Genomic DNA, 16,410 nt, shown 5'->3' on the forward strand with positions numbered 1-16,410 from the left:
TCTGTAGGTTTTCCGTCCCGGGAGATTGCCATGCTCGCCCTGCGCCCCACCTGCGAACACTGCGACGCCGCGCTGCCGCCGGCCTCCACCCAGGCCCGGATATGCAGCTTCGAATGCACGTTCTGCGCCGATTGCGCCGAAGGCCTGCTGGGCAACGTCTGCCCCAATTGCGGCGGCGGCTTCGCCCCCCGGCCGGTGCGGCCGGCCAGCGACCGCAAGGGCGGCAACTACCTGGGCCGGTATCCGGCCAGCCAGGAACGCCGGCACCGGCCGGTGGATCTTGCGGCGCATGAGGCCCTGCGCCGCAGCCTGGAAGGCGTTGCGCCCGAGGAGCGCTAGCGCGTTTCGATGCGGGCTCACCTGCCGCGTCGTCAGCCTGACGCCTGCCCGCCACAGCACGCGCCGCCGTCGCCGGAACCGTTCTCGAACAGGATGTTGTTTTCGAGGTGGATGTGCGCCATCAGGTCTTCCTTGAAGGCGCGGATGCCGAGGTACAGCGCGCGCCAGGTGTTGCACGCGGCGCGCGGCAAGGTCGCGTTGTTGGTCAGGGCCAGCAGGCGTTCCAGCGCCACGCCGTGGTCGTCGTGCTCCATGCGCATGACGCGGATCGGCATGGTGGCCATGGCGCCGTGGCCGCGGGCCAGCATCGGGAACAGCACCTGTTCCTCTTTCTGCATATGGCTTTCGAGTTCCTGCTGCATGACGCGCAGGTGGTCGGCCAGGCCGGCGGGGCAGTCGGGGCTGTCGGCGTGCACCTGCTCGACCTTCAGCGCCAGCCGCATCAGTTCGGGCAGCTGGCGGCGATGAACCTCGTGATAGCGCTGCACGATGTGGTCGATCAGGTCGGCCGGCGTGGCCAGGCCCCAGTCCGTTTCGGTGGACGGGTTCCTGGCCAGTTCGGCCAGGCGTGCTTCGATCTGCGCCACGTCCAGCGAACGCTGGGCGGCGGCCTCGGCCAGGCTTTTCTTGCCGCCGCAGCAGAAGTCCAGCTCATACTCGTGAAAGACCTGGGTGGCGCCAGGAATGCTGCGGGCCAATTGCCCCAGGGATTGCTCAACCAAGCTCATCGTATTCTCCAGTGTGCGTAACGGGTAACTGGAATAGAGCGAAATCCGTGCCAGGAAAAACTTGTTATTTATCAATTGCCTGCAATTTAATGGGTGAATATCACCCTATCGATTCTGGGTAATAATCACCCTCGGCGGTAGAATTCACCCCATGCAAAACCTCCTGCTCGCCGACCTGGTCGTAGACCTGCCTCCCGCCATCCGCTTGCAGCGGCTGGTCTCCAGCCTGCGCACGCATTTCCGCTGCGGCGCGGTGGCGCTGCTGCAACTGGAAGAAGACCACCTGCGCCCGGTCGCGGTCGACGGGCTGACCCAGGACGCGCTGGGGCGCCGCTTCGCGGTGCAGCAGCACCCGCGGCTGGCCGCCATCCTGGCGCGGCGCGGGGTCACCTGTTTCCACCACGACAGCACCCTGCCCGATCCCTACGACGGCCTGATCAACGGCATGGCCGGCGAACCGCTGCCGGTGCACGACTGCATGGGCACCAGCCTGCACACCGAGGGCCGGCCCTGGGGCGTGCTGACGCTGGACGCGCTGGAGGTGGGCACCTTCGACGCCGAGGCCCAGGCCGACCTGCGCGACTACATCGTGCTGCTGGAAGCGGCGCTGCGCACCACCCGGCTGGAAGCCGAGATCCGCGCGCTGCGCGTGGCGCGCGGCGCCGAACCGGCTGACAGCGCCGCGCTCGACGGCAACGAGATCCTGGGGCAGAGCGAATCCATCGGCCGGCTGCTGCACGAGATCGAAGTGGTGGCCGATTCCGAGCTGCCCATCCTGCTGCTGGGCGAGACCGGCGTGGGCAAGGAGCTGTTCGCGCACCGCGTGCACCGCCTCTCGCGCCGCCGCGACAAGCCGCTGGTCCACGTGAACTGCGCCGCGCTGCCCGAATCGCTGGCCGAGAGCGAACTGTTCGGTCACGCCAAGGGCGCCTTCTCCGGCGCGGTCACCGACCGCCCCGGCCGCTTCGAGGCCGCCAACGGCGGCACATTGTTCCTGGACGAAGTGGGCGAACTGCCGCTGCTGGTGCAGGCCAAGCTGCTGCGCACCCTGCAGAACGGCGAAATCCAGCGCCTGGGCGACGACCGCCCGCGCCGGGTGGACGTGCGCATCGTGGCCGCCACCAACCGCAGCCTGCGCGACCTGGTGCAGGCGGGCGATTTCCGCGCCGACCTCTATCACCGCCTGTCGGTCTACCCGATCCCGATCCCGCCGCTGCGCGACCGCGGCAACGACGTGCTGCTGCTGGCCGGCCGCTACCTGGAACTGGACCGCGCGCGCCTGGGCCTGCGCAGCCTGAGGCTGTCGGCCGAGGCCGAGGAAGTGATGCGCCGCTACCGCTGGCCGGGCAACGTGCGCGAGCTGGAGCACGTCATCAGCCGCGCGGCCATCAAGGCCGTCAGCCACGGCGCCAGCCGCAATGAAATCGTGACGCTGGGCGCCAAGCTGCTGGACCTGGCCGACGGCGACATGCCCTCGCCGCCGCCGGAAGACGACGCGGATTCCGACGCGCACGCCGCCGGCGTGACGCAGCCGCTGCGCGCCGCCGTCGACGCCTGCCAGCGCCAGGCGATCCGCCGCGCGCTGCAGGCGCACCAGGGCAACTGGGCCAACGCCGCGCGCGCGCTGGAGGTGGACCCGAGCAACCTGCACAAGCTGGCGCGGCGTATCGGGTTGAAGGGGTGAGGGTCTGAGGCGGCCCCTGCCGCCATCTACCCGCCCATCCCCGTGCTATCCAGAATCGCCTCGCGGAACTCCGTCATCAACGGCGACCAGGTGGTGTCGTGGCGCGAAATCAGCGCGATGTGGCGCTGCAGGGGCCGGCCCAGCGCGACCGGCAGCACCGCGATGCTGCGCTCGGCGTCCAGCGCGCTTTGCGGCGCGACCGCCAGCAGGTCCGAGCCGGCCAGGAGCGCGAGCGTGCCTTTGGAGAAATGCTCCACCTCGAGCGCGGCCGTCGGCAGGCCCAGGCCGGCTTCGGCATAGCGCGCGTCCAGCGCCTTGCGCGCGATGGAGCTGGAAGCCGGCAGTATCCAGCGCTGTCCCTGCAGATCGCGCAGCGACAATTTGCGGCGCGCGGCCAGGGGATGCTTGCGGCTGGCCGCCACGCACAACTGGTCCTCGATGATGGGCTCCTGCAGCAGCGCCGCCGGCGCGGGCGCATAGACCGGCGTCACCGCCAGGTCCAGCCGGCCGCTGGCCACCTGTTCGTTCAGGTCGTCGGACAGGCCCTGGGTCAGCTCGATGCGCAGGGCCGGACGGCGCGGCAGCAGCAGGCGCAGCGCCGGCATCACGAAGCTGTCCACCGTGGCGCCGGTCGCGCCCACGCGCAGCAGTCCGGCCGCGCCCACCCGCAACTCCATCGCGTGCCTGACCGCGTCGCGATACTCGGCCCACAGCTTGCGCGCGTGCTCCAGGAACACCAGGCCCGCCGAGGTCAGGCGCAGGCCGCGCCCGCCGCGGTCCAGCAGCGCCAGGCCGGTGTCGGCCTCCAGGCGCTGCAGCGACTTGGACAGCGCCGGCTGGCTGATGTCGCAGGCCGCCGCGGCGCGGCCCAGGTTGCCGTGTTCCACGGCCGCCAGGAAGTATTCGATGTCACGCAGCGACAGGTTCATGAATATTATTTATGGAAATTCATACCTTCAGGAATATTACGCCAAGCGCCCCGACCTAGAATTTCCGTCGTAACCGACAAAAAACAGAGGGTGCAGCGCGTGGCAAACAAGCCCAACATCGTACTGATCGTGGCCGACAACCTGGGATGGGGAGAACTGGGCTGCTATGGCGGCGGCGCCCTGCGCGGCGCGCCCACGCCGCACATCGACCATCTCGCCGCCGAAGGCCTGCTGCTGCAGAACTTCAACGTGGAAAGCGACTGCGTGCCGACCCGCTCCGCGCTGATGAGCGGCCGCCATCCGATCCGCACCGGCTGCCTGCAATCGGTGCCTCCCGGGCTGCCGCAGGGGCTGGCGCGCGACGAAATCACGCTGGCGCAGCAGCTGTCGGCGCAGGGCTACGCCACCGCGCACTACGGCAAATGGCACCTGGGCGACATCCCCGGCCGCTACCCCAGCGACCGCGGCTTCGACGAGTGGTACGGCATTCCGCGCACCACCGACGAGAGCCAGTTCACGTCCTCGATCGGTTTCGATCCCGCGGTCGCCGACATCCCGCACATCATGCAGGGGCAGGCCGGCTCGCCCTCGGAGAACGTGAAGGTCTACGACCTGGACACGCGCCGCGGCATCGACGCCGAACTGGTCGAGCGCTCCATCGGCTTCATGCGCAGGCACGCGCAGGCCGCGCGCCCCTTCTTCCTGTACCTGCCGCTGGTGCACCTGCATTTCCCCACCCTGCCGCACCCGGATTTCGCCGGACGCACCGGGGCCGGCGACTTCGCCGACTCCATGGTGGAAATGGACCACCGCGTGGGCCAGATTTCGCAGGCGGTGGACGAGCTGGGCCTGCGCGACGATACCGTCTTCATCTTCTGCAGCGACAACGGCCCCGAGTTCCGCAAGCCGTACCGCGGCACCGCCGGCCCCTGGACCGGCACCTACCATACCGCCATGGAAGGCAGCCTGCGCGTGCCCTTCATCATCCGCTGGCCCGGCAAGGTCGAGCCGGGCCGGGTCTCCAACGAGATCGTGCACGTTACCGACCTGTACACCACGCTGTCGCGCATCGGCGGCGCGCCGATTCCGCAGGACCGGCCCATCGACGGCGTGGACCAGACCGACTTCTTCACCGGCGCCAGCCCGGCCTCGGCGCGCGAGGGCTTTCTGTTCTACATCAAGAACGACCTGCGCGCGGTCAAGTGGCGCGACTGGAAACTGCATTTCTACTGGGAGCCGGAGGTCAACGAAGGCAAGGGCAAGCTGGAGTCGCCCTATCTGTTCAACCTGAAGCAGGACCCCAAGGAAGAGAGCGACATCCTCATCTTCAACACCTGGGTGCTCGGCCCCATTCTGAAAATGGTGCAGGCGTTCAACCAGTCGTGCCTCGCCCACCCGAACACGCCGCCCGGCAAGCCGGACCCCAGTTGAAGGCCCGGGTGGAACCGCCAACACAACACAAGAAAAAGCATCAGGGGAATACCATGAAGTTCGTCATCCGTTGCGGCGCGCTGCTGTTCGGCGCCGCGGCCTTCGCCGCCGCCGGCGCGGCGCAGGCCGGGCTGGACTGGCCCGCCAGGCAGATCACCTGGGTCGTGGGCTTCGTGCCCGGCGGCACCGCCGACGTCCTGACCCGCATCGCCGCCCAGGAACTGGCGCGGCAAAGCGGGCTGAACGTGATCGTGGAAAACCGCCCGGGCGCGGCCGGCGCCATCGCGCTGCAGTTGGTGGCGCGCAGCAAGCCGGAAGACGGCTATCTGCTGACCGTGCCGGGGCCGCTGGTCTACCCCACGCCGCAGCCGCGGATCGGCCATGAACTGTCGCCCGTCATCCTGATGGCCGAAGGCCCCATGGTCATCGTCGGACCGGCCAAGAACGCGCGCGCCACGCTGCAGGACGTGCTGGCCGACGCCAGGCGCCGGCCCGAAGCGTGGAGCTACGGCAGCTCGGGCAACGGCACTTCGCAGAACCTGGCCGGCGAACTGCTGAACCAGTATGCCGGCACGCGCATGGTGCACGTGCCCTACAAGGGCGGCGGACAGGCGGTGTCGGACGTGGCCGGCGGCCAGATTCCGCTGGCGATACTGGGCTCGGCCCCCGTCATGCCACAGATCAAGGCCGGCGCGCTCAAGGCCTACGCGGTCACCACGCCGTACCGCCTCAAGAGCCTGCCCGACGTGCCCACGGTGGAGGAAACCGGCTTCAAGGGCTACGCCGCCACGCAATGGTTCTCGGTCGCCGCCGCCAACAGCATCCCGGCGGCGCAGCTGGAACAGGTGAACGCGGCGCTGCGTGCCGCCATCGCCACCCCGGAATTCAAGGCCGCCGTCGACAACGCCGGCATGATCGCCGGCGGCGGCTCGCCGGCCGACCTGCAGAAGTTCATCGAGGCCGACGACGCCAAGTGGAAGAAGCTGCTCGACAGCGGCGCGGTCAAGCTGCAGAACTGAAGCAGGCGCTTCAGCTCATGTAGACGCCGCCGTTGATCGCGTAGTTCGCGCCGGTGACGAAAGCGGCCTCGTCCGAGGCCAGCCACGCGCACAGCCCGGCCAGGTCCTGGGCGGTGCCCAGGCGGCCGACCGGCACGCTTTCGACGATGCGGTCCAGCAGCGCCGGCGGGAAGGCCTTGACCGTATCGTCGGCGATGAAGCCCGGCGACACCAGGTTGACGGTCACGCCGCGCGCGGCCACTTCCTGCGCCAGCGAGCGCGTGAAGCCGATGACCGCGCCCTTGGCCGTAGCGTAGTTGATCTGGCCGATCTGGCCTTTCTCGGCCGCCACCGAACCGATGTTGATGATGCGGCCCCAGCCGCGGTCGGCCATGCTGTCGACCACCTGCTTGGTGCTGTTGAACAGCGTGTCCAGGTTGCTGCGCAGCACCGCCGACCAGTCGGCGTGGCTCATCTGGCGGAAACGCATGTCCAGCATGGCGCCGGCGTTGTTGACCAGCACGTCGATCTCGCCGACCTCGCGCCGCACCTTGGCGAAGGCCGCCTCGGTCGAGGCCCAGTCGGTGGCGTCGCCCTCGGAGGCGATGAAGTCGTAGCCCAGCGACTTCTGTTCCTTCAGCCAGTGATCCTTGCGCGTGGAGCGCGGGCCGCAGCCCGCCACCACACGGTGTCCCGCAAGGTGCAGCGCCTGGCAGATCGCGGTGCCGGTGTGGCCCATTCCGCTGGTGACATAAGCAATGCGCAAAGCCATGACAAGTCCTCAGGAAGTTTGACCCACTAGCGGGAACAGGCCGAACGCCAGCGCGGCGGCCAGCATCACCAGGCAGACCATGGTGGCCCACTTCAGCGAATAGCGCTGGTGGTCGCCGAAGTCGACGCCGGCCAGGCCCACCAGCAGGTAGGTGGAAGGAACCAGGGGGCTGAGCAGGTGCACGGGCTGGCCGACCAGCGAGGCGCGCGCCATCTCGACCGCGGAAATTCCGTAGCCCTGCGCCGCTTCGCTCAGGATCGGCAGCACGCCGAAGTAGAAAGCGTCGTTGGACATGAAGAAGGTGAAGGGCAGGCTCACCAGCGCGGTGATGCCGGCCAGGTACGGCCCCATCGCGTCCGGGATCACCGCCAGCAGGCTGCGCGACATGGCCTCGACCATGCCGGTGCCCGACAGGATGCCGGTGAAGATGCCGGCCGCGAAGATCAGCGACACCACCGACAGCACGTTGCCGGCGTGCTGCGTCACGCGGCGGCGCTGCTCGGCCAGGTCCGGATAATTGATGACCAGCGCGATCGCGAAGGCGATCATGAACAGCACCGGCAGCGGCAGCACGCCCAGGACCAGGCTCACCATCAGCGCCAGCGTCAGGCCGGCGTTCACCCACAGCAGGCGCGGACGGCGCAGGTCGTGGTCGACCTCGATCTCGGGCAGCGTCTTGGGACCGTCCTCGTCGTAGCCCGCGTGCAGCGACGCGCCCTCGGGCAGCGACAGCACGCCCAGGCGGCGGCGTTCGCGCAGCCCCAGGCAGAACGCCAGGACCAGGATGGCGACGATGGCCACGCCCATCACCGGCACCAGCGGCACGAAGATGTCGCCGGCGTCCACGTGCAGCGCGCTGGCCGCGCGCGCCGTGGGCCCGCCCCAGGGCGTCAGGTTCATGACGCCGCTGGCCAGCATGGCCAGGCAGGTCATGGCCAATGCGTTCATTTTCAGACGCCGGTACAGCGGCAGCATCGAGGCCACCACGATCATGTAGGTGGTCGAGCCGTCGCCGTCCAGCGAGATCACCAGCGCCAGCACGGTCGTGCCCACCACGATCTTCAGCGGATCGCCCTTCACCGCGCGCAGGATGCGGCCCACGATGGGGTCGAACAGGCCGGCGTCGATCATGACGCCGAAGTACAGGATGGCGAACATCAGCATCACGCCGGTCGGCGCGATCTTGCGGATGCCGTCCAGCATCATCTTGTCTATGCCCGCCCCGAAGCCGCCCAGCAAGGCAAAAAGAATGGGAACAAGAATGAGCGCCACCAGGGGCGACAGGCGCTTGGTCATGATCAGCGTCATGAACGTGATCACCATGCCGAAGCCAAGCAGGGTCAATAGCATGAGGGTTATCTCCGACTCGTCGTTGTTATGCGAGGCAGCCTCCGGCGGGGGAAGCTGGACCGCAAGACTAGAAACTAAAGCTGTCGACAACCTGTCTTTTTCGTGGCGGACGCTGGTCCGTCCCCCTGAATCTCCGTGCGACAATTCCCGCCATGCGCATACTGGTGATCGAAGACGACGAGGACCTGGCCGACGCCATCGTGCGCCGGCTGCGCCGGCTCGGCCATGCGGTCGACAGCCAGAACGACGGCCTGAGCGCCGACGGCGTGCTGCAATACGAGACCTTCGACCTGGTCATCCTGGACATCGGCCTGCCGCGCATGTCGGGCTTCGACATCCTGCTGCGCCTGCGCGACCGGGGCAGCAAGACGCCGGTGCTGGCGCTGACCGCGCGCATCGACATCGAAGACCGGGTCCACGCCCTGGATACCGGCGCCGACGACTACCTCGCCAAGCCCTTCGATTTCCGCGAGCTGGAGGCGCGCTGCCGCGCCCTCTTGCGCCGGCCCGCGGCCCAGGCCGCGGGCGTGCTGCGCTTCGGCGAACTGGCCATCGACAGCGCGGCGCGCCAGGTCACGCTGGGCGGACGGCGCATCGAACTGCCCAAGCGCGAATACAGCCTGCTGGAGATCCTGCTGGCCGGCATGAACCGCAGCGTCAGCAAGGCCGAAATCGCCAGCAAGCTGTTCGCCTTCGACGACGACGCCGCCCCCAACGCCATCGAGGTCTACATCGCCCGCCTGCGCCGCAAGCTCGAAGGCACGCCGCTGCGCATCGAAACGCAGCGCGGCACCGGCTACCTGCTGACGGCGGTCGGCGAGGCGGCCGACGATTCCGAGTAGCCCGTGCCGCAGCGCCGAATCTCCGTCCGCCGCCGCATGCTGGCCACGCTGCTGGCGCTGTTCGCGGCCGCCCTGGCCGCGCTCTACCTGCTGGTGCGCGGCTACGCCTACCAGACCGCCGACACCACCTACGACCAGTTGCTGCGCGCCTCGGTGCTGTCGATCGCCGACAGCCTGCAGCTGGTGCAGGGCGAATGGCGCATGGACATGCCCTACGCGTCGCTGGCGCTGCTGGAGCAGGCGCCGCGCGACCGCGTGTTCTACCGCGTCACCGCCGGCGGCGGCGAACTGGTCTCGGGCTACGCCGACCTGCCCTCGCCGCCCGCGCGCGCCGAGGCCGCGCCGGCCGACACGCCGCGCCTGTTCGAGGCCCGCTACCAGGACGAGCCGGTGCGCGTGGCCTGGATGGAGCGCAAGATCGCCGGCCCGCGCGACGCAGAAACCGCCGTCATCGAAGTCGCCCAGACGCGCGAGGCGCGCAACGCGCTGGCCGCCGGCATACTGTGGCAGGGCACGCTGGCCCTGATCGGCTTTGCCGCCGCGGCGCTGGCGCTGGCCTACTGGGGCCTGCAGCGCTCGCTCTCGCCGATCCAGCGCATCGAGCGCGAACTGGCCGCGCGCGGCGCCTCCGAACTGCATCCCATCGATGCGCCCGTGCCGCAGGAGCTCGACACCCTGGTGCATGCGCTGGACGGCTTCATGGCGCGCCTGTCGGAAAACCTGGACACGCTGCGCCTGTTCATCGCCGAGGCCGCGCACCAGCTGCGCACGCCGCTGGCCGCGCTGCACGCCCAGATGGAAGTGGCGCTGGACGAGGAAGACCCGGCCGAGCAGCGCCGCAGCCTGCTGGCGGTGCTGCGCAACGCCGAGAAACTCTCGCGCCTGGTCAACCAGCTGCTGTCCGACGCCAGCGTGATCCACCGCAGCAACGTCAGGCAGTTCCAGCCGGTGGACCTGGCCGAACTGCTCGGCCAGGCGGTGTATGACACGGTGCCGCAGGCCGACCCGCAGCCCGACGTGCGGCTGCGCCTGCCCGACGCCGGCGACGCGCATCCGCCGGTCGTGCCGGGCGACAGCCTGATGCTGCGCGAAGCCTTCAAGAATCTGATCGACAACGCGCTGCGCCACGGCGCCAACGAAGAAGGCCACATCGAAGTGCGGCTGGAGCGCGCGGACGCGGGCTGGCGCGTCGCCGTGTCGGACCGCGGCCCCGGCATACCGCCGGCGCTGGCCCACGCGGCGTTCGAGCGCTTCACCCGCGGCCCCAATCCGCGCTCGTCCGGCGCCGGCCTGGGGCTGTCCATCGTCAAGCGCGTGGTCGAGATCCACCAGGGCCGGCTGGTCCTGAGCAACCGGGTGGACGGCGGACTGGAAGCCGCAATCACGCTGCCGGGGACGGCCCATGAAAAGTAGGCTCATCGCCGCCTGGCGCGGACTCGCCATCGCCGCCGCCGTGCTGCTGCCGCTGGCCGGCCAGGCCGCCGAAACCAGCGGCGACGGGCTGACGCTGGGGCCGGCCGACAGCCGCAACGTGCTGGTGGTGCATGCCTCCAACAGCGTGCAGGTGTTTCGCGGCGTGCTGGAGGATTTCAGCCGGCTCAATCCCTCCGTGCGGCTGGAATACACCGAGATCTCCACGCAGGACCTGTACGCGCAGGCCGTGGCGCGCGCGTGGCAGGCGCCCGGCGCGCGCACCGGCCCGGACATCGTCATCAGCAGCGCCATGGACCTGCAGACCAAGCTGGTCAACGACGGCTACGCGTTGCCCCATGTGTCGCCGCAGACGCAGTCGCTGCCGCGCTGGGCGAACTGGCGCGACGAGGTCTTCAGCATCGGCACCGATCCCATCGTGATGGTCTACAACACCGACAGGCTGCCGGCCGCGCGCGCGCCGCGCACGCGGCGCGAACTGCTGTCGCTGCTGCAGGCGCCGGACCAGCCGCTGGCCGGCAGCATCTCGACCTATGACGTGCAGGGCAGCGGCATCGGCTATCTGGCCGCCACGCAGGACACGCGCCTGGACAGCATGGCCGGCGCGCTGCTGGCCGCGTTCGGACGCAACCGCGTCGCCATGCACGCGTCCACCGAACATGCGCTGGATCAGCTCGAGCGCGGCCAGACCACGCTGGCCTACAACCTGCTGGAATCCTATACGCGCCACCGCATCGCGCGCGGCGCGCCGCTGGCCATCGTGTACCCGCAGGACTACACGCTGATGCTGTCGCGCTCGGCCATCATCCCGCGCCAGGCGCCGCGTCCCGATCTCGGCGCGCAATTCCTGGACTACCTGCTGTCGCCGCGCGGCCAGCAGATGGTGCAGGAGCAATCCGGCATGCGGCCGGTGAACGCCTCGGTCATCGCCGCCGCCGGCGTGCGCCCGGTGGGCCTGGGCGTGGGCCTGCTGGTGTACCTGGACCCGCTGAAGAAAAAACACTTCCTGGACCTGTGGCGTGCGGCGGTCCAGGCGCCGGCCGCCGGTCCCGCGGGCGCGCCGGCGACGGGCGGCCCGGGCCCCGGCGGCGCGCTTGATTGAAACGCTCCGGTACGGCCGCACCAGATCGATGATTCTCATCCGAAGCGCGCATTTGCGAGGATAATTTGCAAAAGCGGCAGCGGCTGCCATGCCTGCCTGAACCAGAGTCGGAGGCGTCAAATGGCCGAACACATGCTTGCGGTCCGGCGAGCCATCGAGGCCGTCAGCCACCTTACCGATCCCGATCCGCCTTGGCAGGACATACTCACTACCGCGCGCGACATGGTGGGCGCCGACAGCAGCGCGCTGCTGGTGTTCGACAGGCGCAACAACCTGGTGAACCTGTATTCGCACGGCTGTCCCGAGGGCTGCACCGCGGACTACCAGCAGCACTACTACCGCCACGACGTGCTCGAAAAGGATGCGCGCCTGTCGCCGGCCGGCACGTGGCTGGACACCGCCAACCTCCACCAGCGCGGACAGCTGCATCGCACCGAATACTACGCGGACTTCATGGTCAAGCACCGCATGGCGCAGATCGTGTCGCTGGTGGTCGAATCGAACGCCACCATGCACGCGGGCATCGGCTTCCAGCGTTCGACGATCGACGACAAGACCTATGAACGCGTCCAGCAAGGCGCCTACGCGCATTATTTCCGCATGCTGCGCGGCCTGCTGGCGCAACGCGAGCAAGCGCTGGCCATCGGCTGGCGCTCCATCGAGAGCGCATTCGGCGACGTCGGCGAAGCGGTCCTGCTCATGACCAACAACGGCCTGGTGGCCAGGATGTCGCCGCTGGCCGCGCGCTACCTGGACGACGGACACGGCTGGAACGTGAACGGCGGGCGCCTGCGCCATGCCGATGGAAAGATGCAGGCGCAGCTCGACGCCTGCCGCGCGGCCGTCGTGCGCGATGGACGCACGCATTCGCTGGCCTCGTCCACCGGCTGGGGCGAGCTGTGCTGGATCGACGTCAGCGTGGCGCCGGAAGCGCTCAACCTGGTCGGCGAGCACATGCTGCTGGTGCGCATGCGGCGCAAAAGCGCCTTCGCGCCGCCCGACATCGACCGGCTGGTATCCGTGTTCGCCATCACGCATGCCGAAGCCGCCGTGCTGGCCGGACTGGCCGCCGGCCACAGCGTCGAAGAGATCGCCACGCTGCGCCAGGCCTCGGTGCTGACCGTGCGCAAACAGGTGGCGTCGCTGCTGAGCAAGATGGAATGCAGCCGCCAGTCCGAACTGGTGCGGCTCGCCTCCCTGCTGTAGGCCGCGCCCGGCCGCGTACTCCATTTTGGGTATGCGGCCGCATCGGTATGCGACCTACGATGGACTCGAAAGCATGAAGCCGGATGCATGTAACCGGTCGCGCGGCTGCCCTTGCCGAGACTGCCTTCCCGCAAGCCCCGAGGACACCGGTCCCAACGCCGCGCTCACTCTTGCCATCGAGGAGCACCTCATGAAAACCGCCCTATTCTTCCGTGTCGCCGTCCCGGCCGCCCTGGCGGCCGCCGCGCTGCTGTCCGGTACGGCAAGCGCGCAATCGGCCGCGGCCTCGCCCGACGACAATTCCACCGTCACCCGCGAGGACGTCATGCGCGACCTGGCCGCCTGGAAGCAGGCCGGACTGGAAAACAGCTGGAGCGGCGACAGCACGCCTGACGTCTACAGCCCGCAATACCGCGCCAGCTACCGGCAATACATGGACACGGTGAAGCCCGCCGCCGCGCCCCCGGTCCGCGCACAGTGAACCCGGTCCGCAGCCGGCGCGCCGCCTTCGGTCAGAACGTCACCTTGACCGACGGCGCGCTGCGCTGCGCCTCGCCGTGGAATACCGCTTCGATATTGTTGCCGTCCGGGTCCAGCACGAAGGCCCCGTAATAGCCCGGGTGATAGTTGCGCGGTCCCGGCGCGCCGTTGTCCTTGCCGCCGTTTGCCAGCGCCGCCTGGTAGAAGGCATCCACCATGGCCTGGTCCCGCGCCTGGAACGCCAGATGGTGGCGGCCCGTCAATTGCCCCAGCGCGGCCTTGCTGTCGGCCGTGGACACGAACAGCTCGTCGGCCCAGAAATAGTCCTCGCCGGCGCCGCCCAGCGGCACCTTCAGCACGTCGAACACCGCCTCATAGAAGCGCCTGCTGGCGGCCAGGTCGCGCACCACCAGCTGGATGTGGTCGATCAGCCGGCCGCGATGGATTTCGTGCGTCTGCATGGGAGCTCCCGTGGGAAGAGTGTGGATTTCGACTATAGCGCCGGCCGCCGCCGGGGCCTTTGTTGCATCGCTGCATAATTTGCCATAATTGTTCACAAATTGCGATTTTTCGAGCAGAATCGCGGTTGCGCGACACCGCGCGCCACCTAGCCCGAGGAACCGCCCCATGAGCACCGCAAGCCGCTTGCTGGAAGACTCGTATCGCCGGACTGACCGCGCCATGCTGCCGCTCCTGTGGCTGCTGTTCATCGTAGGGCTGGGCATGGCGCCGCTCTACAACCGCTGGGGCGAAGCCACCACCGCGGGGCTGCTGGCGGCGGGTATACCCACGCTGCTGATCCTCTGGCGTCCCGGCCGCCTCTCCACCCGCCTGGCCGTGGCCTGTGGCCTGATGGTGCTGGCCGCGCTGCACATCCACCTCGCATCCGGCCAGACGGAAGTGCACTTCGGCATTTTCGTGCTGCTGTCGCTGCTGCTGGCCTATCGCGACTGGCGCACCATCCTGTGCGCGGCGCTGGTGATCGCCGTGCATCACCTGTCCTTCAATTACCTGCAGCAATGGGGATACGGCACGCTCTGTTTCACCGAGCCCAGCCTGGGCATGGTGCTGCTGCATGCGGCCTATGTGGTGGTGCAGGCCGCGGCGCTGGGATGGCTGGCCTGGAAAATGGAGCGCGCCGCCGTCGCCGCCGAAGAACTGGCGCGGCTCAGCGCGCACATCGGACGCGAACCCGGCATGTTCGACCTGCGCTTCGGCGGGCTGAGCATGGCCAGCGGCCTGGGCCGCAGCTTCAAGACCACCATGGACGCCGTGCATCGCACCATGAGCGAAGTGCGCTCCACCGCGTCGGCCCTGTCGGCCGCCTCGCACCACATGATGCAGGACAATCTGCAGCTGGACGAACGCGCGCGCACCCAGGCCGAATCGCTGGCGCGCACCGCAACCTCTATGCATGCGCTGGCCGCCAACGTCCATGACAACGCGCAGCGCGCCCAGCAGGCCGGCCAGCTCAGCGAGCAGGCGCGGCAGATCGGCGGACAGGGCAGCGCCGCGGTGGCCGGCGTGGCGGCCGTGATGGGCGAGATCCAGCAGGAATCGCAGAAGATCTCCGAGATCACCGGCCTGATCGACAGCATCGCGTTCCAGACCAACATCCTGGCGTTGAACGCGGCGGTGGAAGCGGCCCGCGCGGGCGAAAGCGGACGCGGCTTCGCGGTGGTGGCCAGCGAAGTCCGCGCGCTGGCCCAGCGCAGCGCCGGCGCGGCGCGCGAGATCCGCGGCCTGATCGACGGCTCGCTGGAGAAAACCAGCAACGGGTTCCGCCAGGCCGACGCCGCCGCCGGCGTGATCCGCGAGGTCGTCTCCAGCATCGACCGCGTCGCCGGCATCGTCGCCGAGATCGGCGAGGCCGGCCGCGCCCAGAGCGCCGGCATCGAAGAAGTCAACCAGGCGGTCGACAAGATGGACGAGCTGACCCGCCAGACCGCAGCCCGCGTGGCCCAGGCCGCCAGCGCGTCGACGGCGCTGCAATCGCAGGCCGCGCATCTGCTGCAGGCCGTGGGCGTGTTCCGCCTGCAGGACGACGGCCCTTCCGCCGAAGCGCCGCGCCTGCGCGCGCAGGCGGCGCCCGGCCATCCGCCGGCGCCGGCGCTGGCCGGCGCGTGACGGGACTTATTGCGCCTTGATGCCGGCCTGCTCGATCACGGCCTTCCAGCCCTCGGATTCCTTGCGCACCCATTCGCGGGCCTGCGCCTGGCCGGCGTAAGGCTGGCGTATGCCCAGGCTCGCCATGCTGCGCTGGAATTCCGGCATGGCATAGACCTGCGCCAGGGTCTTTTCCCAGATCCGCACGATCGGCTCGGGCGTGCCCTTGGGCGCCATCACCAGGAAACCGAAGGCCACGTCGTAGTTCTTCAGGCCGGCCACGCCGGACTGCGCCACCGTCGGCACCTCGGGCAGGTCGGCGTCGCGTTGCCCGCCCGACACGGCCAGGGCCTGCAGCTTGCCCGCCTTGACGTGCGGCAGAATGCCGGGCGTGGCGAGAAAGGCGGCCTGTATCTGGTCGCCCAGCAGCGCGTTGACGGCCGGGGCGTTGCCGCGGTAAGGCACGTGCGCGGCCGGTATGCCGACGGCCAGGCGCAGCTTTTCGAAGGCCAGGTTGCCCGGGCTGCCGTAGCCGGCGGAGGCGTAGCTGATGGGATGCGACCTGGCGTAGCTGAGGAACTCGTCCAGGGAAGCGACGCCCAGTTCGGGCCGCACCGCCAGGGCCATGCCGAAGCTGCCGGCCAGGCTCACCGGTTCCAGCCGGGCGGTGACGTCGCGCTCCAGGTCCTTGAAGATAAAGCGATTGACCGTCATCAGCGTGTCCAGGGTCATCAGCAGTGTGTAGCCGTCGGCAGCGGCCTGGGCCACGGACTGGGCGCCGATGTTGCCGGACGCGCCCGAGCGGTTCTCGACCACCACGGTCTGCCCCAGCAGTTGTCCGGCATGCTGCGCGATGGCCCGGGCCTCCAGGTCCAGCGGTCCGGCGGGCGGAAAATTGACGACCAGGCGTATGGGGCGCGTGGGGTAGTCCGACGGCGCGGCGGCCGCGGCGCCTCCCAGCAACATCGCGGTACAGAACAGCAGCATGGGCTTGATCATGGTTGTCTCCTGC

The 16,410-nt window shown here is 69.1% G+C and carries 16 protein-coding genes; 10 read left to right on the forward strand and 6 right to left on the reverse strand.

All coding sequences use genetic code 11. The annotated features are described in order from the left end of the window. Positions 1-30: 30 nt before the first annotated feature. Positions 31-339 (forward strand): DUF1272 domain-containing protein, encoded by a 309-nt coding sequence (locus AC1IQ6_RS21940; RefSeq protein ID WP_209165043.1) that lies wholly within the window; start codon positions 31-33, stop codon positions 337-339. Between the two features lie 32 nt (positions 340-371). On the opposite strand, the gene ytfE is transcribed toward AC1IQ6_RS21940, so the two are convergent. Then, a complete protein-coding gene (ytfE, locus tag AC1IQ6_RS21945; RefSeq protein ID WP_209165044.1) occupies positions 372-1,067 on the reverse strand; it encodes an iron-sulfur cluster repair protein YtfE in 696 nt (231 codons plus the stop codon). Positions 1,068-1,218: 151 nt separating this feature from the next. Between ytfE and norR the strand changes: the two genes are divergently transcribed. Further along, positions 1,219-2,751 carry a nitric oxide reductase transcriptional regulator NorR gene (norR, locus tag AC1IQ6_RS21950; RefSeq protein WP_485865295.1) on the forward strand — a complete coding sequence of 511 codons (1,533 nt, stop codon included), beginning with the start codon at positions 1,219-1,221 and terminating at the stop codon, positions 2,749-2,751. Between the two features lie 26 nt (positions 2,752-2,777). On the opposite strand, the gene AC1IQ6_RS21955 is transcribed toward norR, so the two are convergent. Continuing rightward, complete coding sequence (locus AC1IQ6_RS21955) at positions 2,778-3,680, reverse strand: LysR family transcriptional regulator (RefSeq protein ID WP_111826537.1); 903 nt, start codon at positions 3,678-3,680, stop codon at positions 2,778-2,780. Between the two features lie 99 nt (positions 3,681-3,779). Between AC1IQ6_RS21955 and AC1IQ6_RS21960 the strand changes: the two genes are divergently transcribed. Then, entirely contained in the window at positions 3,780-5,111 is a 1,332-nt protein-coding gene (locus tag AC1IQ6_RS21960; RefSeq protein WP_102774550.1) for an arylsulfatase, read from the forward strand. Between the two features lie 53 nt (positions 5,112-5,164). Then, entirely contained in the window at positions 5,165-6,130 is a 966-nt protein-coding gene (locus AC1IQ6_RS21965) for a tripartite tricarboxylate transporter substrate binding protein (RefSeq protein ID WP_111826536.1), read from the forward strand. Between the two features lie 10 nt (positions 6,131-6,140). Here AC1IQ6_RS21965 and AC1IQ6_RS21970 read toward each other — a convergent pair whose 3' ends face one another. Further along, positions 6,141-6,881, reverse strand: a complete 741-nt coding sequence (locus AC1IQ6_RS21970; protein WP_102774323.1) for an SDR family oxidoreductase — start codon at positions 6,879-6,881, stop codon at positions 6,141-6,143. A 9-nt stretch (positions 6,882-6,890) separates the two neighbouring features. Continuing rightward, positions 6,891-8,231, reverse strand: coding sequence for a CitMHS family transporter (locus tag AC1IQ6_RS21975; RefSeq protein WP_485865296.1), 1,341 nt, complete (start codon positions 8,229-8,231; stop codon positions 6,891-6,893). 152 nt (positions 8,232-8,383) lie between these two features. Here AC1IQ6_RS21975 and AC1IQ6_RS21980 point away from each other — a divergent pair, with 152 nt between their 5' ends. From AC1IQ6_RS21980 to AC1IQ6_RS22000, 5 genes are all read left to right on the forward strand, one after another. Further along, positions 8,384-9,073 carry a response regulator transcription factor gene (locus AC1IQ6_RS21980; RefSeq protein ID WP_102774321.1) on the forward strand — a complete coding sequence of 230 codons (690 nt, stop codon included), beginning with the start codon at positions 8,384-8,386 and terminating at the stop codon, positions 9,071-9,073. Positions 9,074-9,076: 3 nt separating this feature from the next. Further along, positions 9,077-10,486: a sensor histidine kinase N-terminal domain-containing protein gene (locus tag AC1IQ6_RS21985; RefSeq protein ID WP_479730387.1), complete on the forward strand. Its 1,410-nt coding sequence runs from the start codon at positions 9,077-9,079 to the stop codon at positions 10,484-10,486. Continuing rightward, the gene (locus AC1IQ6_RS21990) at positions 10,476-11,606 is read left to right on the forward strand and encodes an ABC transporter substrate-binding protein (RefSeq protein ID WP_485865297.1); all 1,131 of its coding nucleotides are present in this window, start codon (positions 10,476-10,478) and stop codon (positions 11,604-11,606) included. Before AC1IQ6_RS21985 ends, AC1IQ6_RS21990 begins: the two co-directional genes overlap by 11 nt. A gap of 120 nt (positions 11,607-11,726) precedes the next feature. After that, on the forward strand, positions 11,727-12,812 hold the full coding sequence (locus AC1IQ6_RS21995) for a LuxR family transcriptional regulator (RefSeq protein WP_479730389.1): 1,086 nt from the start codon (positions 11,727-11,729) through the stop codon (positions 12,810-12,812). Positions 12,813-13,002: 190 nt separating this feature from the next. Then, on the forward strand, positions 13,003-13,293 hold the full coding sequence (locus AC1IQ6_RS22000) for a DUF4148 domain-containing protein (RefSeq protein ID WP_111826532.1): 291 nt from the start codon (positions 13,003-13,005) through the stop codon (positions 13,291-13,293). A gap of 31 nt (positions 13,294-13,324) precedes the next feature. Here the strand turns inward: AC1IQ6_RS22000 and AC1IQ6_RS22005 are convergent, their stop codons facing one another. Beyond that, positions 13,325-13,753 carry a VOC family protein gene (locus AC1IQ6_RS22005; protein WP_102774316.1) on the reverse strand — a complete coding sequence of 143 codons (429 nt, stop codon included), beginning with the start codon at positions 13,751-13,753 and terminating at the stop codon, positions 13,325-13,327. Between the two features lie 166 nt (positions 13,754-13,919). Here AC1IQ6_RS22005 and AC1IQ6_RS22010 point away from each other — a divergent pair, with 166 nt between their 5' ends. Beyond that, positions 13,920-15,419: a methyl-accepting chemotaxis protein gene (locus AC1IQ6_RS22010; protein ID WP_102774315.1), complete on the forward strand. Its 1,500-nt coding sequence runs from the start codon at positions 13,920-13,922 to the stop codon at positions 15,417-15,419. Positions 15,420-15,425: 6 nt separating this feature from the next. On the opposite strand, the gene AC1IQ6_RS22015 is transcribed toward AC1IQ6_RS22010, so the two are convergent. Continuing rightward, a complete protein-coding gene (locus AC1IQ6_RS22015) occupies positions 15,426-16,397 on the reverse strand; it encodes a Bug family tripartite tricarboxylate transporter substrate binding protein (protein ID WP_111826530.1) in 972 nt (323 codons plus the stop codon). Between the last annotated feature and the right edge of the window lie 13 nt (positions 16,398-16,410).

Source organism: Achromobacter sp. MUI-25009338 (assembly GCF_057359325.1).